Origin of the sequence: Xanthobacter sp. NM-25 (assembly GCF_022138605.1) — a bacterium.
In the GTDB taxonomy this organism is placed as follows: Bacteria; Pseudomonadota; Alphaproteobacteria; order Rhizobiales; family Xanthobacteraceae; genus Xanthobacter.
The window spans coordinates 18338-38727 of the sequence record NZ_JACBFS010000002.1; the positions used below are offsets into that span (position 1 = coordinate 18338).

Below are 20390 nucleotides of genomic sequence, written 5' to 3' on the forward strand. Positions count from 1 at the left end.
ATTTTTCCACCGGTGGCGACACCCCCTTGCGCCGGCGCCAAACAGCCGCAGGCGAGGGCACCAACTCGGCGCAGATGCGGGCAAGGAGCGGGAGGAAACAGGCGCCACGGGCGCGGCCAGGCCGCGCCCGATGGGCTCAGAGGTTGCGGCCGATGGCCAGGAACTTCGCCCGCCGCGCCTTGCGCAGGGCCGGCCCGTCCAGCTCCACCAGCGAGGACAGGGCATCGGAGATGGCATCACCCACCGCCGCCACGGCCACTTCCGGATCGCGGTGGGCGCCGCCGACGGGCTCCTTCACGATGGAATCGATGACGCCGAACCGGAGCAGGTCCTGGGCGGTGATCTTCATGTTGGTGGCCGCGTCCTGCGCCTTGGCGGTGTCGCGCCACAGGATGGAGGCGGCGCCTTCCGGCGAGATCACGCTATAGATGGCGTGCTCCAGCATCAGCACCTTGTTGGCGGTGGCCAGCGCGATGGCGCCGCCCGAACCGCCCTCGCCGATGATCACCGCCACATTGGGCACCATCAGGCCGAGGCAGGCATCGGTGGAGCGGGCGATGGCCTCGGCCTGGCCGCGCTCCTCGGCGCCGATGCCGGGATAGGCGCCGGCGGTATCCACCAGCGAGATCACCGGCAGACCGAAGCGGTCCGCCAGCTCCATCAGGCGCACCGCCTTGCGGTAGCCCTCCGGCCGCGCCATGCCGAAATTGTGACGGATGCGGGTCTCGGTGGTGGAGCCCTTCTCGTGGCCGAGCACGCAGACCGGCTCGCCGCGAAAACGGGCAAACCCGCCGATGATCGCTTCATCCTCACCATACTTGCGGTCGCCCGCCAGCGGCGTGAAATCCTCGAACAGGCCATCGGCGAAGGTCGCGAAATGCGGCCGCAGCGGGTGACGCGCCACGAGGGTCTTTTGCCAGGGTGTGAGATTGGCATAGAGCGCCACCAGCGCATCATGCGCCTTGGTTTCCAGCCGCTGAACCTCGTCGCCGATGGCGACGCCGTTCGCGGCGGAAAGCGCCCGCAATTCTTCCACCTTGGCCTCGAGTTCGGCCACCGGCTTCTCGAAGTCCAGATAGCTGCGCATGCTTGTCCGTGAGGTTGGAAAGGGTCAATTTTAGCCCCTCCGATGGGGCGGGAAGCTGCCTTCGGCCGGCCGGCAAGTCAAGGGCGGCCATCGCGGGGCATCCATGCACCCGCCGGCGCGCGACCACCTCCACCGCCGAGGCTGCCGGCGTGCTCCCGGCCAGCGCCCGCCCCTGCGCCCGCCTCTGCACGCGCCCTGCGCCACTCCCCGCGGGGTCCGCGACGGCGCCGCAAACGCCTTTGCCCGGCCCCACCGTGACATCCCGCGCTGCGCAATGGCCTTGTTCCGGCCCCCTTCTCAAGGCTATTGCTGAACCGCTATTGCTGCGGGGATCCTCACCGACATGCGCGCCGTTCTCGACGTCATCCTGATTGTGCTGAACCTTTACGTGTGGCTGCTGATTGCCGCCGCCGTCCTGTCCTGGCTGGTCGCCTTCAATGTGGTGAACCCCTACAACAAGTTCATCCACTCCGTGGGCGAGTTCCTGTATCGCATCACCGAGCCGGTGCTCGCGCCGATCCGCTCGGTCATTCCCTCGCTGGGCGGCATCGACATCTCGCCGATGATTCTCATTCTGCTCATCTTCTTCGTTCAGCGGGTGATCGGCCTCTACGTCTATCCCAACGTCTTCTGAGCCGTGAGCATCTGGCGCCCGGTGGCGGGCGGCATTGAGCTGTTCGTCCGCGCCACGCCGAAAGGCGGCCGCGACGCCCTGGACGGGGTCGCCACCCTTTCCGACGGCCGCGAGGTGTTGAAGGTGCGGGTGCGCGCCGCGCCGGAAGATGGCGCGGCCACCGCCGCCGTGGCGCGGGTGATCGCGGCGGCCCTCGGCGTGCCGGCCTCCCGGGTCAGCCTCAGCGCCGGCGCCACCGCGCGGCAGAAGACCTTTCGCATCGAAGGGGATGCCGACGCCCTCGTGCAGGCTCTGGCGCGGCACGTGCCGGTGGCACCGCCGGCGCCGGCCCCTTCCGCCCCGCCTCAAGCCAGGCCGCGCCGGCGCTGAGCCGGCCCGGCGCGCCGCCGGCCGTCAGTTGTCGCCGTCGTCGTTGGGCTCGGCGCAAGTGTAGCCGATGAAGCACTGCGGATTATCGGAGGTGGGCACCCACGCCGGGTTGGCCTCCTGGCCCGAGTCGCAATAGGCCTGGTCCCGCACATAGCGCTGTGCATTGCCGCCGCCGGTGGGAAGCAGCACCACCCCCTGGCTGCGCATCATGGCCTGAAGGCCCGGGCAGGTGCTGGGCGGCACCGGAATCGCGATCTCTCCGGCCGGGGCGGCCGTGCCGAGAATGGCAGTGCCATCCGGCGGCACCGGCACGCCGGAGGCGCCGAGGTCCGAGGGCGGCGCCAGGGGATCACCCTGCGCCCAGGCCGGCGCGGCCGAGATCATTGCGGCCACGAAGCCCGCCGTTAAGGCCTTCTGCCAAGCTGACATCCCATCCCCCAGGTTCGCGCCGCGCCATGGCGGCCGTCCCGCTGTAGCAAACGCACCGCGCCGGCACAAAGGGGGCGTCGCCCCATGCGTCATGCTGCCCTGCAGCGCGCGGATTTGACTTGGCGGCGCACGACCGCTATCTGCACCCCATCGGGGAGTAGCCACCGCTTCCGAGCGGGATCGCGTCAACAGACTCGCGAGGGTGCCTCAGGCATCCATGCGTGGCGCGGTCAGCCGAATGTGTCGGCCCGGCAAGACCGTCGTGAACCATGCTTTCTTCGGACGGGATGCATGGCACGCGGTCCTTCCTGCGTCCGTCGAGTTCAATATGTCGGCTCTCACCATCGCCGTGCTGGCGCTCAGCATGTCCATGGACGCCTTCGTCGTTTCGGTCGGCCGCGGCGCCGCCCTGGGGCGGCCGCGTTATTCCGAGGCCCTGCGCACCGGTGTCGTGTTCGGCATCGTCGAAGCCCTCACCCCGGTGATCGGCTGGACCGCCGGCGTCGCCGCCAGCCGCCTCGTCGAAAGCGTCGATCACTGGATCGCCTTCGCGCTGCTGGGCGGGGTGGGACTGCACATGCTGCTGGCGGCCCTGCGCCGGGGCGCGGATGCCCCGCCGCCCAAGAGCTCGTTCTGGATGCTCATCGTCACCGCCATCGGCACCAGCCTGGATGCCATGGCGGTCGGGGTGTCGCTGGCCCTGCTCGACGTGAACATCGTCGTCATAGCCCTGGCCATCGGTTTCACCACCTTCGTCATGTCGTCCAGCGGCATGCTGCTGGGCCGCCTCATCAGCGACCGCTGGAGCCGCATTGCGGAACTGGCCGCGGGCATCACGCTGATCGCCGTCGGCTTCTCCATCCTCGCCGAACACCTGGCCCAGTAGGCGCCGCCCGACATCGTCTGCCACCCCTGGCGCCCGCGCGGCACCGGGGGTTTTGCCGCGTCCGCCGACGGCGGGCGGAAGGCGGGCGCACGCCACGCACTGGCCCGCATTCCCCTAAAGGAAGAAGAGCAACCCACAATTTAGAGTCATTCCAGATTTGTATTTATCCATGTTCTAAAAGCACTTTTGAAGCATTCGTGCTGATTTACGTCAAAGTCCGTATTCCCGTTCCAGTGCAACTATGCTCATAATGAAACCGAGACTGCGGCGCAGGGGATGCTCTCCCGTCAGTCAGTGGGGCATGGTCGATGAGTCATCTCAAGCTATCTGAAGTCGAAAGCGGCACGGTCCGCGTCATCGCGTGGGAAGGAGATGCCAGCGACGAAAAACGCCTCGCCGACCTCGGCCTGCATCTGGGCAGCCGGGTGGAGATCGTGCAGCACTCGGGCGAGAACGGCCTGCTGGTCGCCATCAACGACGACTGCCGGGTGGTGGTGGACGCGCGCACGGCGACCCGCGTGGTGGTGCGCCCGCTGGAGCAGACCCTGCCGGCGCTGACCATCTCGGCCCTGGTGCCCGGCGATCGCGCCCGCATCGTCGGCCTCGGCAAGAGCCGGCTCGAATATCGCCAGAAGCTGATGTCCATGGGGCTGACCCCCGGGGTGGAGTTCGAGATCACCCGGGTGGCGCCGCTGGGCGACCCGGTGGAAATCAAGGTGCGCGGTTTCGCCATGAGCCTGCGCAAGGCGGAAGCGGAAACGATCGCCGTGGAGAAGTTGTGATGGCTGGGGCAGAGAAGATCGTCATCGGCGTCGTCGGTAATCCCAACTGCGGCAAGAGCACCCTGTTCAACGCCCTCACCGGCGCCCGCCAGGAAGTGGGCAACTGGCCGGGCGTGACGGTGGAGAAGAAGTTCGGCACCTATACGTATGAGGGCCAGCTCTATGAGGTGGTGGACCTGCCCGGCGTCTATTCGCTGGGCGCCACAATCCAGATCTCCGAGGACGAGCGGGTGGCGCGGGACTTCGTGCTGTCCGGCGCGGCGAGCCTGATCGTCAACATCATCGACGCCTCGAACCTGGAGCGGAACCTCTATCTCACCACCCAGCTTCTGGAGATGCGCGTGCCCATGGTGGCCGCCGTCAACATGATGGACATCGCTGAGCGGCGCGGCCTCGCCCTCGACGTGAAGGCGCTCAGCGCGGCGCTCGGCTGCCCGGTGGTGGAGCTGGTGGCGGCGCGCGGCACCGGCGTCGCCAAGCTCAAGACCCATATCGCCGAGCTCGCCGCCGCGCCCCATCCCCCGACCGTGGAGCCCCATTACGGGCCGGCCATCGAGGAAGGCATCGGCGCCGTCGCCGCCAAGCTCGAGGCCATGGGCGTCGCCCAGCCGCGCTGGCGGGCGCTGAAGCTCATCGAGGGTGACGCGCTGACCACCGGCGAAACCGAGAGCGCCCTCGATGCCGATGTGACCACGGCCCGCGACAAGGTGCAGGCGAGCCTGGGCGAGGATACGGACATCGTGGTGGCGGACGCCCGCTTCGGCTTCATCACCGCCATCGTCGAAAAGGTGCTGACGCGCCCGCGGGATGCCTCGCGCACGGTCTCCGACCATATCGACCGGGTGGTGCTGAACCGCTTCCTCGGCATCCCCATCTTCCTCGTCATGATGTACCTGATGTTCGTGTTCACCATCTCCATCGGTGGCGCGTTCATCGACTTCTTCGACAAGGCGGTGGGCGCGGTGCTGGTGGATGGGGGCACGCAGGTGCTCACCGCCCTCGGCCTGCCGGAAGCGCTGGTGGTGCTGCTGGCGGAAGGCGTCGGCGGCGGCATCCAGACCGTGTCCACCTTCATCCCGGTCATCGCCTTCCTCTATCTGTTCCTCTCCTTCCTGGAGGATTCCGGCTACATGGCCCGGGCCGCCTTCGTGATGGATCGCGCCATGCGCGCCATCGGCCTGCCGGGCAAGTCGTTCGTGCCATTGATCGTCGGCTTCGGCTGCAACGTGCCGGCCATCATGGCCACCCGCACTCTGGAAAGCCGCCACGACCGGCTGCTCACGGTAATGATGGCGCCATTCATGTCGTGCGGGGCGCGGCTGCCGGTCTATGCGCTGTTTGCCGCCGCCTTCTTCCCCGAGAGCGGGCAGAATCTGGTGTTCGCCCTCTATCTGATCGGCATCCTGGCGGCCATCGGCACCGGCTTCCTCCTGAAGAACACGGTGCTGAAGGGCACGGTGTCGCCCTTCATCATGGAATTGCCGCCCTATCACATCCCCACCTTCCGCACCGTGCTGCTGCGGGCCTGGGACCGGCTCAACGCCTTCATCTTCCGCTGCGGGCGGGTGATCGTACCCATCGTGGTGCTGTTGAGCTTTCTCAATGCGGTGGGCACCGACGGGACCTTTAATAACCAGGACAGTGAGAAGTCGGTGCTCTCCGCCATCGGCCGCACCATCGTGCCCGTGTTCGAGCCCATGGGCATGCAGGAAGAGAACTGGCCGGCGGCGGTGGGCGTGTTCACCGGCATCTTGGCCAAGGAAGCGGTCATCGGCACCCTCAACGCCCTTTATGGCCAGCTGGGTGCCGCCGACGCGGCCAAGGCCGGTGATGCGGCGAGCCCGGCCGAACCCGAACCGGAGGCCACCATTGCGGAAAAGCTGATGGCGGCGGTCGCCACCATTCCCGCCAACCTCAAGGATGCGCTGGGCAATCTCGCCGACCCCATGGGCCTCAACGTGGGCTACACGGCGGAGGGCGAGGGCGCGGCCGAGCAGCTGGAGGTGGCACCCAGCGCCTTCACCGCCATGGCCGCCCGCTTCGACGGCCAGGCCGGCGCCTTCGCCTATCTCCTGATGATCCTGCTCTACATGCCGTGCGTGGCGGCGGTGGGCGCCATCTATCAGGAGACCGGCTGGCGCTGGACCGCCTTCGCCGCCTCCTGGACCACCGGCCTCGGCTGGTGCGCGGCGGTGGTGTTCTATCAGGCGGCGCGGTTCGAGCGTTCGCCGGCCACCGCCACCTTCTGGATCTGCTTCTGCCTGATCCTGCTGCTGGGGGCCATGGTGACGCTCTACCAGGTGGGCAAGGCCGCAGCGGCCCGTCGCACCCGCGAGGAACGGCTGGTGCTGCCCGGCGGCACCTTCAAGGAAATGCGGCCGTGAAGGAGATCCGGTCATGACCACATTGTCCGCCGTGAAGGCCTATATGCAGGACCACCACCGCACCACCGTCGGCGATCTGGCGGTGGGGCTCTCCACCACGCCCGACAATGCCCGCAGCCTTTTGGAGATGTGGCGCGCCAAATCTCGGGTGCGCTTCATTCCCAGCGCCTGCGGCAGCTGCGGCAAAGGGCCGTTCGGTGGCTGCAGCTGCCCCATGGCGGCCGTCGTGCCGGAGGTTTACGAATGGGTGAGCGACGAGGACAAGAGCACTCATGATTCCTGATCTCGGCCCGTTCTTGCACCTGCGCCGCTACGTCTCCATCGCCCACCACGTGCCAGGCCGCATCCGCCTCAAGCTGGATTTCGCGGCCCTGGCGCACCTGCCGAAGGCGGACCCCAAGCCGTTCGTGGAGCTCGTGGGACGCATCCGCGGCGTCACCGCCACACGGGTGAATGCGGCGGCCCTGTCGGTGGTGGTGGAATATGATCCCCACCTCATCCCGGCGCCGCTGTGGCCGCGCCTGCTGGTGGCCGATGCCGAGGAGGTGGCCCAGGTTCTGGCCACCCATGTCAGCTGAGGGGATGGCGCCCATGGCCGCCCCCTCCCCTTTCTCACCCGCTCTTTGCCACCGCCCGCCGCAGTGCCGCCGGGCCGGTGGCTTTCCCTTTGAATTGGCGCTGTGATCCAAGGAAGAACCGATGTCGAAGAAGGACCCACAATGGGGTAACTCTCAAGCCGGTGCGACCCAGGCAGGCCCGCAGAATGCAGGTGCCCAGTCCTCCGGTTCCTGGCCCGGCTACGGCTGGAACGCGGGACAGTCCGGCTATGGCCCGAACGCGGGCTATGGCCCCGGCTCCGGCGCAAACCCGGGCTATGGCCCGGGCCCCGGCTATGGCCCGCAGGCAGCGGGCCCCCAGGGTGCCGGCCCGCAACCCGGCAGTGGACCGCGCATTGATGCGCTCGACGTGCTGGAAGGCGTGCTGCGCGACGGCTTCAGCATGTCCAACCTCACCCGCATTGCCCGGGCCAGCGGCTCCAATTTCTGGATCGGCGCGGCCATCGGCGCCGGCCTGGTGGTGCTGATGAACCGGCCCGATGTGCGCTCCGCCGTCTCCGGCGTCTTCAGCAAGGCCGCCGGCGAGCCCCCGGCCGACGAGCCGAAGGTCTGATCGCGCCCGGTCCCTCCCCCATCCCCCGCCGCGCGTGAACGCCCCACGGCGCGCGCCGGCCCCCCATTCAGGAGCAAGCACCATGTCCGATGAGAAGAGCACCGATCAGGGCGTGCACTATCATTACCACTTCTATGGCACCGCCCCCGGCGCCGACGCCGGCCAAGGCAATGGGCAAGGCTATGGCCAGGGCGGCCCGGGCCAAGGCGGCCAGGGTCAAGGTGGTTATGGTCAGGGCGGCTATGGCCAGGGCGGCCAGGGCCAGGGTGGTTACGGGCCTGGCCAGGGCGCGCCCTTTGGCGGCCCCGCCGGCCAGATGCCCCCCGGCTTCCCGCCTGCAGGCTTCCCCTTCGGTCCCAGCGCGGGCCAGAACCCGGGCCAGGCCGGCGGCGCGAACGCGGGACAGGCCGGCGCACAGGCCAGCGGCTTCAACTGGCACCAGCATCCCAATGCGGACTCGCTCATCAAGGGCCTCGCGGTGGGCGCCGCGGCGGCCTACCTGCTGACCAACGAGACCGCCCAGCGCACCATCATGCGCACCGCCGTGCAGGTATGGAGCTTCCTCCAGGGCGGGGTCGAGGAGCTGAAGGAGCGCCTGCATGACGCGGAAGCGGAAGTGGCTGCCGCCACCCAGCCCCCCGCGCCCGCGGCGGAGGAACCGGTGGCCGACCTGACCGCCGCGCGGAGCTGAGATCGCCCGTGAGCGTGCGCATCGTTCATGAGGTTCCGCGCCGGCTGCGTCTGCGGCTCGGCGCGGACCTCGATCTGTTGTCGCGGGCGGCCACCGCCGTCCGCGACATTCGCGGTGTGTCCGCGGTGCGCCTCAATGCCGGCGCCCGCTCGCTCATCGTCAGCTATGACGGCACCGGCGCCACCCGTGCCGCCATCCTGGCCCTTGCGGCCCATCCGCCGGCCCAGGTGCCGGCGCTGGTGCAGCCGCCGGGCGTCGATTCGGCGCCGCTGGTGCTGTCGGTGGCGACCCTCATCGCCTCCCGCCTGCTGCCGCGGCCCGCCGCCGCGGCCCTCACCTATGCCAATGTGGCGAGCACCGTGCTGCGCGGCATCGCCGCCGCCATCCAGCACGGGTTGAAGGTCGAGGTGCTCGACGCCATCGCTATCGGCCTGCCCACCTTGCGCGGTGAATACACCACCGCCAATTTCACCCGCTTCCTGGTGGAACTGGCGGAATATATCGAATCCACCACCATCGAGCGGTCCGACGAGCTGTTGCGCTCGCTGCTGCATCGCGCGCCGGACGATGTCTGGGTCGAGACCGGGAACGGCGAGATGCGCCAGGTGCCCTTCGCCAGCCTGCACGGCGGCGAGCACGTGGTGGTCGGCCTCGGCGAGACCATACCGGTGGATGGCACGGTGGTGTCCGGCGACGCGTATGTGGACCAGTCGGCGGTGACCGGCGAGAGCCTGCCCATTCCCCGGGCGCCGGGTGGCATGGCGCTGGCCGGCGGCATCATCACCGAGGGCCGCCTCGTCATCCGTGCCGACCGGGTGGGCGAAGCCACCACCACCGGCCGCATCGCCCGCTATATCCAGGATGCGCTGGAGCGGCCGGCGGAGATCCAGTCCGTGTCCGATGCCCTGGCCGACCGGCGGGTGGGCATCACCCTCGGCTCGGCGGCCGGCGTGTTCGCGCTGACGCGGGACCTGCGGCGCATGGAATCCGTGTTCATGGTGGACTATTCGTGCACCGTGAAGCTGGGCACCCCCATCGCCCTGAAGACCGCCATGTTCCAGGCCGCCAAGCAGGGCTGCCTCGTCAAGAGCGGGCAGGCCATCGAGGCGCTGGCGGATATCGACACCATTGTCTTCGACAAGACCGGCACCCTCACCCACAACACCCTGCAGGTCACCGACATCTGCCCCCTGCGCTCGGATGTGGACGAGGAAGAGGCCCTGGCGGTGGTCGCCTCCCTGGGCGAGCACACCAACCACCCCATCGCCCGGGCGGTGGTGAACCTCGCCCGCCAGCGCAAGCTAGCCCACGTGCCCCACGAGGAGGTCAACTTCATCGTCGGCCACGGCGTGGAAGCGGAAGTGGGCGATGACGTCATTCGCTTCGGCAGCCGCCACTTCCTGGAGGATGACGAAAACATCTCCTTCGCCCGCCAGCGGGCCCAGGTGGCGGAGTTCCAGGCGGAGGGCAAATCCCTGCTCTATGCGGCACGGAACCAGCGCCCGCTCGCCATGTTCGCCCTGCGCGACCGGGTGCGGGAAGAGACGCCCGAAACCCTGGCGCGGCTGCGCGCCCTCGGCATCAAGAAGATCGTGATGATCACCGGCGATGCCAAGGCGAAAGCTCTGGCGCTGGGCGCCTCCCTTGGCCTCGACGCCGTCTATTACGAGCAGCAGCCGGAGGATAAGGCCCGCATCATCGGCGAACTGAAGGCGGAGGGCGCCAAGGTGGCGTTCGTCGGGGACGGGGTGAACGACGGGCCGGCGCTGATGACCGCCCATGTGGGCATCGCCATGCCGCGGGCCGCCGACATTGCCCGCGCCACCGCCGACATTGTGCTGACCGACGACCGGCTGGATTCGCTCGCCACCGTGCTGGGCATCTCGCAGGCCACCATGGCCCTCATCCGCTCCAACTTCAACGTGGCGGTGGGCGCCAACTCGGCCATCCTGGCGGCCGCGGTGCTGGGCTATCTCTCGCCCATCGCCACCGCCGCGCTCCACAACGGCACCACCATCGCGGTGCTGATCCGCTCCCTGCTGGCGGGACACGGCAGCGCCAAGGCCCACTGAGCGCCCACGGATGGGGTGGCCCAAAAACGGCCCCGGAGCCAGGCTCCGGGGCCGTTCTCATATCAGCCTGAAAGGGCCCGCCTCAGGCGGCCTTCTCCTTGCGCAGGGGCCAGGCGAAATAGCCGAAGAAGCCGGGGTTCTTGTTCCAGGCATCTAGGGCCACGGCGAGCGAGGCCACACCCCAGAACACCAGATATTCCACGCCATGGCCGGCCCAGAACCAGCCGAGGCCGTGCACCCGGGCGGTGGCGTAGGCCGCCACCAGCATCAGGCCGGCGGAGACGATACCGAGATACTTGGGGAACAGGCCGAAGGTGAGGCCGATGGCGCAGATGAGCTCCATGATGACCGAGAGCACCACGAACGCTTCCGGCGGATAAAACCCCGCCTTTGTGAAGAATCCCACCGTCCCGGCGAAGCCGACGATCTTCGAGATCGCGTGCGGGAAATAGAACAGGCCGCAGATGACCCGAACAACCACCATGGGATCCGTGAAATCAAATCTTCCAGATGCGGTGGACATGACGCTATATTCCAATTTCTGCATCCGTACGCGACCATCATGACCGCGCCGTGGCAGGAAATGGCGTCGATACCACTATGACCACATTGACTTGAAGCAAGCATGCGCTTGCTCCCATGCACTGCGCATTTGCACCCACGAAAACGCCCACAACAGCTGGTTGGTGCGCTTTCGCACACGACCCGCAAAGATGGGGATGGCGGGATCGCCGCGCGCCCCACCTCAGGCGGTGGCACCTTCCTTCAGCAGCTTCCAGGTGATGGAATCGAGCAGGGCCTCGAACGAGGCGTCGATGATGTTGGGAGAGACCCCGACGGTGGTCCAGCGATCGCCATTTTCGTCGGTGCTTTCCACCAGCACCCGGGTCACCGCCTCGGTGCCGCCGTTCAGCACCCGCACCCGGTAGTCGGTGAGGTGCAGGCCGGCGATGAGCGGCTGGTATTTGCCCAGATCCTTGCGCAGGGCGAGGTCGAGGGCATTCACCGGGCCGTTGCCCTCGGCGGCGGAGATCAGCGTCTCCTCGCCCACATGCACCTTCACGATGGCTTCCGCCACGGTGGTGAGCTCGCCCTTGGCGTTGTAGCGCCGCTCCACCTTCACGCTGAAGCGCTCCACCGCGAAGAAGTCCGGCACCTCGCCCAAGGCGCGGCGCGCCAGCAGCGCGAACGAGGCATCCGCCGCCTCATAGGCATAGCCCAGGGCCTCGCGGGTCTTCACCTCGTCCAGCAGGCGGGCGAGGCGCGGATCGGCCTTGTCCACGCTCACCCCCAGCCGCTCCAGTTCGGCGATGACATTGGACTTGCCGGCCTGGTCCGACACCAGGAGCTTGCGCCGGTTGCCCACCGCCTCCGGGGGCACGTGCTCATAGGTCGCCGGGTCCTTCAGGATCGCCGAGGCATGGATGCCGGCCTTGGTGGCGAAGGCGCTCTCGCCCACATAGGCGGCATGGCGGTTGGGCGCCCGGTTCAGCATCTCGTCGAGGGCGCGGGACACCTGCACGATCTCCGCCAGCCCGTCGGGCGCGACGCCGATGTCGAAGCGCTCCGCATAGTCGCGCTTCAGCATCAAGGTGGGGATCAGCGCGCACAGATTGGCATTGCCGCAGCGCTCGCCGAGGCCGTTCAGCGTGCCCTGGATCTGCCGCACCCCGGCCCGCACCGCCGCCAGCGAATTGGCCACCGCCTGCTCGGTGTCGTTATGGGCATGGATGCCGAGGTGATCGCCCGGCACCACCTTCACCACCTCCCGCACGATGGTCTCCACCTCATGGGGCAGCGTGCCGCCATTGGTGTCGCACAGCACCACCCAGCGGGCGCCGGCCGCATAGGCGGTGCGGGCGCAGGCGAGGGCGAACTCCGGATCTTCCTTGTAGCCGTCGAAGAAATGCTCGCAATCCAGCAGCGCCTCGCGCCCGGCGGCGACCGCCGCCGCGACGCTGTCGCGGATGGAGGCGAGGTTCTCCTCCTTGGTGGTCTCCAGCGCCACCCGCACCTGATAGGCGGAGGCCTTGGCGACGAAGCAGATGGCATCGGCCTTGGCCTCCAGCAGCGCGGCAAGGCCGGGATCATTGGAGGCCGAGCGGCCCGGCCGCTTGGTCATGCCGAAGGCGGTCACCCGGGCGCGGGCAGGATGCGGGGTGCTGAACAGCTCGGTGTCGGTGGGATTGGCACCGGGATAGCCGGCCTCCACATAATCCACCCCCAGGCGATCCAGCAGGCCGAGCACCTTCACCTTGTCGGCGACGGTGAAATCCACCCCATTGGTCTGCGCCCCATCGCGCAGGGTGGTGTCGAACAGATACAGGCGCTCTTTGGTCGGCATGTCCGAACCCTTTTCGTGCGTGTCCCCCGGGGCGGCGGCCGCTGTCATTGCAGGCGGGCCTTTTCCTCGCCCAGCGTCTTGCGCAGGGTGGTGGTGCCGAGCCAGGCGTTGCCGCGAGCCACGGTGTTGCGCCGCTCGGGCACATAGCCGCGATGCTGGAAGAAGCCGAGGGCGGTGTCGCTGGCATCCACGCTCAGCGCCGTGGTGCCGCGCGCCCGCGCGAGGGTCTCGGCGGCATCGCACAAGGCCTTCCCGACACCGCTACCGGCCGCCTCGGGATGCACATAGAGCATCTCGATATGGGCATTGTCCTTCACCGCCACGAACCCCACCACCGTGCCGGCCCGCACCGCCACCAGGGTGAGCAGCGCGCCCAGGCGCTCACCGAACGCGACCTCGTCCTCGGCGGCGGCGGCCCAGGCCTCCTGCTGGTCGAGGTCGTAATCCTCGCCGGTGAGCTCCAGGATGGCGGCGGTGAACAGCGCCGCCAGCACCGGCGTATCCGCCGGCAGGAACGGGCGCAGGGCGAGACGGAGAGTGCTCATCGCGCCACCTCCCAGGTCGTGGTGCCGTCCTTGTTGTCCATCAGCACGATGCCCTGCGCCGCCAGTTCCTCGCGGATCTGGTCGGCGCGCTTGAAGTCCTTGGCCTTGCGGGCGGCCAGCCGCTCGGCGATGAGGCCGGCGATGACCCCTTCGTCGAGGGAGATGGACGCCTTCGCCCGCGCCCGCCACCCGCTTTCGGTATCGGTGAGCAGGCCCATGAGGTTGGCCGCCGCCTTGAAGCGCCGCCGCAGCGCCGAGGAGGTCTCCTCATGCTCGGCCACATCGGCCAGGTGATGCAGATGGGCGATGGCGGAAGGGGTGTTCAGATCGTCCGCCAGGCGTTCGGCGATCTCGTACTCGAACGGATTGCCCTCGCCGTCCTCGGCCTCCACCTCGCCGATCACCTTGTACCATTTGTCCAGGGTCTTGGCGGCGAAGCCCAGGCCCTGGCGGGTCCAGTTGATGGGCTGGCGATAATGGGTGGACAGCATGGTGAGGCGCAGCACCTCGCCGGGCCACTCCTCCAGCAATTCGCGGATGGTGACGAAGTTGCCGAGCGACTTCGACATCTTCTCGCCTTCCAGCATCAGGAAGCCGTTGTGCAGCCACATCTGGGCCATGACGCCGGTGTGGAAGGCGCAGCGGGATTGGGCGATCTCGTTCTCGTGGTGGGGGAAGATGAGATCGATGCCGCCGCCATGGATGTCGAAGGTCTCGCCCAGGTGCCGCCAGCTCATGGCCGAGCATTCGATATGCCAGCCCGGCCGGCCGGGGGTCTTGATGCCGCACGGGGAATCCCAGCCGGGCACGCCGGCGTCGGAGGGCTTCCACAGCACGAAGTCCATGGCGTCGCGCTTATAGGGGGCCACATCCACCCGCGCGCCGGCGATCATCTCGTCCAGCGGGCGGCGGGACAAGGCACCGTAATCGGGCATGGAGGGCACGTTGAACAGCACGTGCTCCTCGGCCACATAGGCATGGCCGGCCGCCACCAGTCGCTCGATGAGCGCACGCATCTCGGCGATATGCTCGGTGGCGCGGGGCTCCACCGTGGGCGGCAGGCAGCCGAGCGCCGCCGTATCCTCACGGAACCAGCGATAGGTTTCCTCGGTCAATTCGCGGATGGAGATGCCGCGATCGGCGGCGCGGGCGTTGATCTTGTCATCCACGTCGGTGATGTTGCGCACGTATTTCACGTGGTCCGCGCCATAGAGCCGGCGCAGCAGCCGGAACAGCACGTCGAACACGATCACCGGCCGCGCATTGCCGATATGGGCATGGTCATAGACCGTGGGCCCGCACACATACATGCGCACATTGGTGGGATCGAGCGGACGCAAGCCGTCCTTCGACCGGGTCAGGGTGTTGTGAAGCCGCAGCTCCATGGATGCTCCCCTCGTCGCTCCGCGTTCCGCGACATCGCGCAACGGACACACGCCTGCCAAACGGGCATGCGCGCACAGCCGGTCCACCGGCCGGGGCGTCCAGGTCCTTAAACGGGCTTAAGGGTGCAGCAAGGGACGGCCGCGGCCAGCTTCTCGGGCTAACCGCAAATAATCGGCAGACGAATGCCGAAGATGGAAAAAAGGCCGTTCATGGCGCGGGACAATGGTGCCCACGCGTGCGTCCGTCAAGGATTTCCATCAAGGATTTTCGCAGTCCGCGCGCATCTCACCGGTTCTGGCGGGGCAAGCCGCCCCGCGGACGGCGCGATGCTGCATTGCAGCAACCGCCTTGACCCGGTGCGGGAGGCGCAGCTATGCCACCGCCCCCTGCCGGCCGGGCGGTCCTGCCGCCACCGGCCCGGCGATCACCTCACCACGGGCCCCTATCTGGCGGACTCTTCTGATGCACACCAATCGAACACCCTCGGCCCGCCTCCTGTCGCTTCTCGTTCTCCCGGCGTTCCTGGTGCTGGCCGCGCCGCTGGCCCATGCCGATACCCGGGTGTTCGTCATCGACAATTCCGACGGCTATGGGGTGGATGGCTGCCTGTCGTCCGGCGCGCCCTGCGGCGAGCGGATCGCCAGCGCCTGGTGCCGCTCCCACGATTATGCCCGGGCAGTGGAGTTCGGCCGGGTGGAAGACGGCCCGCTGCGCCGCGCCTCCGCCGATGCGACCGCGGAAGGGATCTGCCCCGGCCCGCTCTGCGCCAGCGCCGTGGCCATCACCTGCACGCGGTGACAACCGGCGGCCCCGCCGCCACTCAACGCACGAAGTCAGAGCAGCGCGGCACCTCGCCATTGGCGCCCCACGGCATGATGGGCACGGTGGAGGTGGAATTCTTCGGGCTGCCGTCGATCAGCTTGTCGGAATAGACCAGATAGACCAGCACGTTGCGCTTGGTATCGCAGCCGCGCACGATCTGCATCTTCTTGAAGAAGAAGGACCGCCCCTCGCGGAACACCACGTCGCCCTGGTCGAACTTGCCCTTGAACGAGATGGGCCCCACCTGGCGGCAGGCCAGGGAGATGTCGGAGACCTCCTCGGCCACCCCCAGCATGCCGGACATGCCGCCCTTCTCCGGCGTGGTGTAGTGGCAGGCCACCCCCTCCACCAGCGGGTCGTCGATGCCATAGACGGCCAGCTTGTCGTCGGGCGTCAGGAACTTCCACACGGTGGACTTCTTGAAGATGAGGTTCGGCTCCTGGGCCGCCGCGCCACCAGCGGAAGCCCCGAGCGCCGCGGCCAGACCCGCCGCCACCACCACGGCACGCATTAAAGTCACAATCGCCATCATAAGGACCCCTCGGGGAACGCGACCCCTCTCATATGGGGGTCGAAACCGTCAACGGAAGCCGCTCGACGATTGACGCGGCCGCCTGCGCGTGACACCACCCCTGCGCCGTGCCTCGCGCAGGCCGTCGAAGAGCCCACGCCCAGGCCGCCCAAGCGGCGCATCGGACAACCGGACCGACGCCCAAGGCGATCCGGGCCCAAGGAGGATTGGAATGGACATCAAGCGCCGCACCTTCATTGGCGCATCGGCCACCGCTCTCGCTGGCAGCGCTGTGGCGAGCCCGGCGCTCGCCCAGAGCCAGCCCGAGATCAAATGGCGCCTGACCTCGTCCTTCCCCCGTTCCCTGGACACCATCTACGGCACCGCCGAGATGCTCTCGCGTTATGTGGCCGAGGCCACTGACGGCAAGTTCCAGATCCAGACCTTCCCCGCCGGCGAGATCGTGCCCGGCCTCCAGGCGCTGGATGCCGCCTCCACCGGCTCGGTGGAGTGCGCCCAGACCGCCACCTATTTCTACACTGGCAAGGACACGGCCCTCGCCTTCGGCACCGGCATCCCGTTCGGTTTCAACTCGCGCCAGCAGCATTCCTGGTGGCACTTCGGCGGCGGATCCGAATTCACCAACGAGATCCTGGCCAAATACAATGTCACCGCCTTCGCCGCCGGCAATTCCGGCTGCCAGATGGGTGGCTTCTTCCGCAAGGAACTGAAGGGCGTCGAGGACCTGAAGGGCTTGAAGTTCCGCATTGGCGGGCTGGGCGGCCAGGTGCTGGCCAAGCTCGGCGTGGTGCCGCAGCAGATCGCCCCCTCCGACGTCTACCCCGCTTTGGAGCGCGGCTCCATCGACGCCACCGAGTTCGTCGGCCCCTATGACGATGAGAAGCTCGGTCTGGTGAAGGTAGCGAAATATTACTACTACCCCGGCTGGTGGGAAGGCGGCGCCATGCTCCACCTGGTGGTGAACAACGAACAGTGGAATGCGCTGCCCAAGCATTACCAGGGCATCCTCAAGATCGCCTGCGAGGCCGCCAACAACTGGATGCTGGGCAAATACGACTGGGTGAACCCGCCGGCGCTGCGTCGCCTGGTGCAGCAGGGGGCCGAGCTGAAGCCGTTCCCCCCGTCCATCATGGAAGCGGGCTACAAGGCGGCCCAGGAGCTCTATGCGGAGCTCGCCGCCGCCAACCCCATGTTCAAGCGCGGCCTCGACTCCATGAACGCCATCCGCACCGAGCAGCTGGTGTGGTGGCAGATCGCCGAATACGCCTTCGACGGCTTCAACATCCGCAATCGCGGCAAAAGCTGACGCGCGCGGAGCCGCGGCCAGTTCTGGCGCGGACCGGCATCACGGGTGCGTGAGCCGGCCGCGGCAGCATCAGGCCCTGAGCCCACCGCTGCGCGGATGGGGCGGTTAAGGCGGGCGGGCGAGGTGGATTTCCACAGTTTGGTCACCATTTCGGTGGCCCGCCGGTTTATAGACGAGGCAGGCGGCGTCTCCCGGATCAGGGGCGCCATTCGCATTCCAGCGCGCACCGCGCGGCGGCATCGACGGATCTGAGAAGACTTCAGGATGGGATTTTCGCGACGCTTCGGCACCCTCGCTCGCGGGCTGCTCGCCGCCCTGGCCATTCCGGCCGCCGTCTCCGCCACCGCGACCCACGCCTGGGCCCAGCAGGGTGCGAGCTGCGCGCAGCTGGAAGCCTCGCTGGCCTCCCTTGATCGGGGCAACGATTCCTGGGCCGCCCGGCAGCGCCAGGCGGCCAAGCTGCGCGGAGATCTGGAGCGCCTGTCGGCGCAGGCCCGCGGCATGGGCTGCGACGCGCCCCGCGGCTTCCTGATCTTCCAGGGCCCGCCGCGCCCGCCCCAGTGCGACCAGATCGACGACCAGATTTCCCGGCTGCGCTCGTCCGTCGCCGGCCTCGAGCGGGGCGGTGGCGACCAGGCCGGCCAGCGGCGGGCGCTCATCCTGGCCCTGGCGCAGAACAATTGCGGCGCGCAATACACGGCCGCCGTGCGCGGCAGTGGCGGCGGCGCCCAGCCCCAGCGCCCGCGCAACTTCCTGGAAGCCATCTTCGGCGCCCCCGTGCAGAGCGATTCCGAGGACAGTTCTCCCGATGTGGACCTGAGCGCCGTGGCGCCGGCCGCCCCGTCCAGCTATTCGCGCACCGTCTGCGTGCGCACCTGCGACGGCTATTTCTTCCCGCTTTCGCGCTCCTCCAACGCCAGCCGGTTTGCGTCGGAAGACATGCAGTGCAAGCGCCTGTGCCCCAATGCGGATACCCAGCTGTTCACCTTCTCCGGTGAGGACATCCGCAGCGCCGTCAGCATCTCCGGCCAGTCCTACATGTCGCTGCCCAACGCCCTGCGCTATCGCAAGGAAGTGGTGCCCTCCTGCTCGTGCCGCGCGCCCGGCCAGTCCTGGTCACAGGCCCTTGCCGGCATCGAGGACGCCACCACCCTGCAGAAGGGCGACATTCTGGTGACCGAGGAGCAGGCGCGCGAGATGTCGCAGCCCAAGCCCGTGGACACTGCCCCCGGCGCCAAGGGCAAGACCGCGGCGGCCCAGGCCCCCGCGGTGACCGATGCGCCCCAGGGCAGCCCCACCGCCACCGCCTCCGCCCCGTTGGCACCGGCCTCGGAACAGCCCGGCCAGCGGCCGGTGAAGATCATCCCCCTGCCCCGCTCCCGCAACGCCCAGCCCGCCGCCGACGCGCAATAGGCCGCCCCCGGAGGGACGACCTAGCGGCTGGGCCGGCGCTGCTTAGCCGGCCTTGCCGGCGAGCCGGGTTGCGACGCGCTCCCGACCCAGCAGCGGCAGAAGGCTGGCCAGCTCCGGCCCGGTCTCGCGCCCGGTCAAGGCCAGCCGCAGGGGATGGAACAGGGCGCGGCCACCGCGACCGCATTCCGCCTTCACCCGCTTGATCCAGACCCCGTAGGTGGTGGAATCCCACGGCGCCGGCGGCAGCAGCGCGGCGGCGGCGGCCAGAAAATCGCGATCCTCGTCGCTCACCTGTCCCGCCATGGGGCTGGCGCAGATGGCCCACCACTCGGCCGCATCGGCGAAGGTGGCGAGATTGCCGCGCACCGCCAGCCAGAAGCTCTCGCCCCCGCCGATGCCCGCCTGCGCCAGCCGCGCCTCCACCGCCGCGAAAGGCAGCCCATGCAGGGTGCGGGCGGTGAGGCCGTGCAGCTCATCGGGATCGAACCGCGCGGGCGCGCGGGAGATATGGGACAGATCCACCAGCGCCGCCAAGGCCGCGAGGCTGGGCACCGGCTGGAGCGCCGCAGAGGTGCCCACCAGCACCGCCGCCGCAGCCACCGCCAGGGGTTCCTCGCCCGCCTCCCGCAGCGCCTGCAGTGAGAGATGGCCGAGCCGTTTGGACAGGCCCTCGCCGCTGGGCAAGGTCAGCAGATTGTGGTGGGCGAAGGCGGGCGGCGTGCCGCCGAGCGCGTCCATGATCTCGATCTGCACGGCGGTGTTGGTGACATGGTCCTCGCCGCGCACCACCTGCGTCACGCCCATCAGCAGGTCATCCACCACCGAGGGGAGCGTGTAGAGAAAGGAGCCGTCGGCGCGTACCAGAACCGGATCGGACAGGCTCTGCGTGTCCACATGCTGGGGGCCGCGCACCCCGTCGTTCCAGGTCACCGTGCGGTGGGCGAGGCGAAACCGCCAATGGGGGCGGCGCCCCTGGGCCTCCAGCTCCGCCCGCGCCGCGTCGGTGAGGGCGAGGGCCGCGCGATCATAGACCGGCGGCAGCCCCCGCGCCCGCTGCAGGCGCCGCTTCAGCTCCAGCTCGTCTTCCGTCTCATAGGCCGGATAGAGGCGCCCCGCCGCCTTCAGCCGCGCCGCCGCCGCCTCGTAGTGGGGCAGGCGATCCGACTGGCGAAAAGAGCGGTCGGGCGGAATACCGAGCCACGCGAGATCCTCGACGATGGCCTGCGCGAACGCGGGGCGGGAGCGTGCGGTATCGGTATCGTCCAGGCGGAGAATGAAGGTGCCGCCATCGCGCCGCGCCAGCAGGGCATTGAGCAGCGCCGTGCGGGCGTTGCCCACATGCAGCAGGCCGGTGGGCGAGGGCGCGAAACGCAGCACCGCGCGCCCCTCGGACGAGGCAGCGGGTGTTTGGGAGGTGGGGAGATCGGACGCTGTGGACATGGGCCAAGGCCATAAACCGGTCTCGGGCCCGCGTCGATGGCGCAGTTGGGCTTGCGCGCACCTGTGAGGAAGCCGGGCGGCGCACCGCCCGGCTTCAA

The 20390-nt window shown here is 68.6% G+C and carries 21 protein-coding genes; 13 read left to right on the plus strand and 8 right to left on the minus strand.

Annotated features, from left to right (window positions below; genetic code table 11):
• Positions 1-136 precede the first annotated feature (136 nt).
• On the minus strand, positions 137-1087 hold the full coding sequence (locus tag MEU52_RS05895) for an acetyl-CoA carboxylase carboxyltransferase subunit alpha (protein WP_238120873.1): 951 nt from the start codon (positions 1085-1087) through the stop codon (positions 137-139).
• Positions 1088-1430: 343 nt separating this feature from the next.
• Here MEU52_RS05895 and MEU52_RS05900 point away from each other — a divergent pair, with 343 nt between their 5' ends.
• Positions 1431-1721: a YggT family protein gene (locus tag MEU52_RS05900; protein ID WP_238120872.1), complete on the plus strand. Its 291-nt coding sequence runs from the start codon at positions 1431-1433 to the stop codon at positions 1719-1721.
• A gap of 3 nt (positions 1722-1724) precedes the next feature.
• On the plus strand, positions 1725-2090 hold the full coding sequence (locus tag MEU52_RS05905) for a DUF167 family protein (RefSeq protein ID WP_238120871.1): 366 nt from the start codon (positions 1725-1727) through the stop codon (positions 2088-2090).
• Positions 2091-2114: 24 nt separating this feature from the next.
• Here the strand turns inward: MEU52_RS05905 and MEU52_RS05910 are convergent, their stop codons facing one another.
• On the minus strand, positions 2115-2483 hold the full coding sequence (locus MEU52_RS05910; protein ID WP_443266071.1) for a hypothetical protein: 369 nt from the start codon (positions 2481-2483) through the stop codon (positions 2115-2117).
• A gap of 364 nt (positions 2484-2847) precedes the next feature.
• Between MEU52_RS05910 and MEU52_RS05915 the strand changes: the two genes are divergently transcribed.
• The 8 genes from MEU52_RS05915 (at position 2848) to MEU52_RS05950 (ending at position 10504) form a co-directional block, all read left to right on the plus strand.
• Complete coding sequence (locus MEU52_RS05915; RefSeq protein WP_238120870.1) at positions 2848-3405, plus strand: manganese efflux pump MntP; 558 nt, start codon at positions 2848-2850, stop codon at positions 3403-3405.
• Positions 3406-3713: 308 nt separating this feature from the next.
• Positions 3714-4187 carry a FeoA family protein gene (locus MEU52_RS05920; RefSeq protein WP_238120869.1) on the plus strand — a complete coding sequence of 158 codons (474 nt, stop codon included), beginning with the start codon at positions 3714-3716 and terminating at the stop codon, positions 4185-4187.
• Entirely contained in the window at positions 4187-6571 is a 2385-nt protein-coding gene (feoB, locus tag MEU52_RS05925) for a Fe(2+) transporter permease subunit FeoB (RefSeq protein WP_238120868.1), read from the plus strand. The genes MEU52_RS05920 and feoB overlap by 1 nt, the downstream gene beginning before the upstream one ends.
• Before the next feature lie 13 nt (positions 6572-6584).
• Entirely contained in the window at positions 6585-6854 is a 270-nt protein-coding gene (locus tag MEU52_RS05930) for a FeoC-like transcriptional regulator (RefSeq protein ID WP_238120867.1), read from the plus strand.
• A complete protein-coding gene (locus MEU52_RS05935; protein ID WP_238120866.1) occupies positions 6844-7149 on the plus strand; it encodes a hypothetical protein in 306 nt (101 codons plus the stop codon). The genes MEU52_RS05930 and MEU52_RS05935 overlap by 11 nt, the downstream gene beginning before the upstream one ends.
• A gap of 121 nt (positions 7150-7270) precedes the next feature.
• Entirely contained in the window at positions 7271-7741 is a 471-nt protein-coding gene (locus tag MEU52_RS05940) for a hypothetical protein (RefSeq protein ID WP_238120865.1), read from the plus strand.
• A gap of 82 nt (positions 7742-7823) precedes the next feature.
• Positions 7824-8432, plus strand: a complete 609-nt coding sequence (locus tag MEU52_RS05945; protein WP_238120864.1) for a hypothetical protein — start codon at positions 7824-7826, stop codon at positions 8430-8432.
• Between the two features lie 8 nt (positions 8433-8440).
• Positions 8441-10504, plus strand: a complete 2064-nt coding sequence (locus MEU52_RS05950; RefSeq protein ID WP_238120863.1) for a heavy metal translocating P-type ATPase — start codon at positions 8441-8443, stop codon at positions 10502-10504.
• An 82-nt stretch (positions 10505-10586) separates the two neighbouring features.
• On the opposite strand, the gene MEU52_RS05955 is transcribed toward MEU52_RS05950, so the two are convergent.
• The 4 genes from MEU52_RS05955 to cysS all read right to left on the minus strand — a co-directional run bounded on the left by MEU52_RS05955 (position 10587) and on the right by cysS (position 14778).
• Positions 10587-10988, minus strand: a complete 402-nt coding sequence (locus tag MEU52_RS05955) for a DoxX family protein (RefSeq protein WP_238120862.1) — start codon at positions 10986-10988, stop codon at positions 10587-10589.
• A 261-nt stretch (positions 10989-11249) separates the two neighbouring features.
• On the minus strand, positions 11250-12848 hold the full coding sequence (gene cimA / locus MEU52_RS05960; protein WP_238120861.1) for a citramalate synthase: 1599 nt from the start codon (positions 12846-12848) through the stop codon (positions 11250-11252).
• Between the two features lie 44 nt (positions 12849-12892).
• A complete protein-coding gene (locus tag MEU52_RS05965; RefSeq protein ID WP_238120860.1) occupies positions 12893-13393 on the minus strand; it encodes a GNAT family N-acetyltransferase in 501 nt (166 codons plus the stop codon).
• The gene (gene cysS / locus MEU52_RS05970; RefSeq protein WP_238120859.1) at positions 13390-14778 is read right to left on the minus strand and encodes a cysteine--tRNA ligase; all 1389 of its coding nucleotides are present in this window, start codon (positions 14776-14778) and stop codon (positions 13390-13392) included. Before cysS ends, MEU52_RS05965 begins: the two co-directional genes overlap by 4 nt.
• A 463-nt stretch (positions 14779-15241) precedes the next feature.
• Here cysS and MEU52_RS05975 point away from each other — a divergent pair, with 463 nt between their 5' ends.
• Positions 15242-15577, plus strand: coding sequence for a hypothetical protein (locus MEU52_RS05975; protein WP_238120858.1), 336 nt, complete (start codon positions 15242-15244; stop codon positions 15575-15577).
• A gap of 22 nt (positions 15578-15599) precedes the next feature.
• Here MEU52_RS05975 and MEU52_RS05980 read toward each other — a convergent pair whose 3' ends face one another.
• Positions 15600-16133 (minus strand): CreA family protein, encoded by a 534-nt coding sequence (locus MEU52_RS05980; protein ID WP_238120857.1) that lies wholly within the window; start codon positions 16131-16133, stop codon positions 15600-15602.
• A gap of 217 nt (positions 16134-16350) precedes the next feature.
• Between MEU52_RS05980 and MEU52_RS05985 the strand changes: the two genes are divergently transcribed.
• A complete protein-coding gene (locus tag MEU52_RS05985; RefSeq protein WP_238120916.1) occupies positions 16351-17439 on the plus strand; it encodes a TRAP transporter substrate-binding protein in 1089 nt (362 codons plus the stop codon).
• 264 nt (positions 17440-17703) lie between these two features.
• Positions 17704-18852, plus strand: coding sequence for a DUF2865 domain-containing protein (locus tag MEU52_RS05990; protein ID WP_238120856.1), 1149 nt, complete (start codon positions 17704-17706; stop codon positions 18850-18852).
• 42 nt (positions 18853-18894) lie between these two features.
• Here the strand turns inward: MEU52_RS05990 and MEU52_RS05995 are convergent, their stop codons facing one another.
• A complete protein-coding gene (locus tag MEU52_RS05995) occupies positions 18895-20292 on the minus strand; it encodes a glutamate--tRNA ligase (protein WP_238120855.1) in 1398 nt (465 codons plus the stop codon).
• Positions 20293-20390: the final 98 nt, after the last annotated feature.

Coding starts and splice junctions, on each gene's coding strand:
- MEU52_RS05895 (WP_238120873.1), bottom strand. CDS start 1,087: ATGCGCAGCTATCTGGACTTCGAGAAGCCGGTGGCCGAACTCGAGGCC.
- MEU52_RS05900 (WP_238120872.1), top strand. CDS start 1,431: ATGCGCGCCGTTCTCGACGTCATCCTGATTGTGCTGAACCTTTACGTG.
- MEU52_RS05915 (WP_238120870.1), top strand. CDS start 2,848: ATGTCGGCTCTCACCATCGCCGTGCTGGCGCTCAGCATGTCCATGGAC.
- MEU52_RS05920 (WP_238120869.1), top strand. CDS start 3,714: ATGAGTCATCTCAAGCTATCTGAAGTCGAAAGCGGCACGGTCCGCGTC.
- feoB (WP_238120868.1), top strand. CDS start 4,187: ATGGCTGGGGCAGAGAAGATCGTCATCGGCGTCGTCGGTAATCCCAAC.
- MEU52_RS05930 (WP_238120867.1), top strand. CDS start 6,585: ATGACCACATTGTCCGCCGTGAAGGCCTATATGCAGGACCACCACCGC.
- MEU52_RS05935 (WP_238120866.1), top strand. CDS start 6,844: ATGATTCCTGATCTCGGCCCGTTCTTGCACCTGCGCCGCTACGTCTCC.
- MEU52_RS05940 (WP_238120865.1), top strand. CDS start 7,271: ATGTCGAAGAAGGACCCACAATGGGGTAACTCTCAAGCCGGTGCGACC.
- MEU52_RS05945 (WP_238120864.1), top strand. CDS start 7,824: ATGTCCGATGAGAAGAGCACCGATCAGGGCGTGCACTATCATTACCAC.
- MEU52_RS05955 (WP_238120862.1), bottom strand. CDS start 10,988: ATGGTGGTTGTTCGGGTCATCTGCGGCCTGTTCTATTTCCCGCACGCG.
- cimA (WP_238120861.1), bottom strand. CDS start 12,848: ATGCCGACCAAAGAGCGCCTGTATCTGTTCGACACCACCCTGCGCGAT.
- MEU52_RS05965 (WP_238120860.1), bottom strand. CDS start 13,393: ATGAGCACTCTCCGTCTCGCCCTGCGCCCGTTCCTGCCGGCGGATACG.
- cysS (WP_238120859.1), bottom strand. CDS start 14,778: ATGGAGCTGCGGCTTCACAACACCCTGACCCGGTCGAAGGACGGCTTG.
- MEU52_RS05975 (WP_238120858.1), top strand. CDS start 15,242: ATGCACACCAATCGAACACCCTCGGCCCGCCTCCTGTCGCTTCTCGTT.
- MEU52_RS05980 (WP_238120857.1), bottom strand. CDS start 16,133: ATGATGGCGATTGTGACTTTAATGCGTGCCGTGGTGGTGGCGGCGGGT.
- MEU52_RS05990 (WP_238120856.1), top strand. CDS start 17,704: ATGGGATTTTCGCGACGCTTCGGCACCCTCGCTCGCGGGCTGCTCGCC.
- MEU52_RS05995 (WP_238120855.1), bottom strand. CDS start 20,292: ATGTCCACAGCGTCCGATCTCCCCACCTCCCAAACACCCGCTGCCTCG.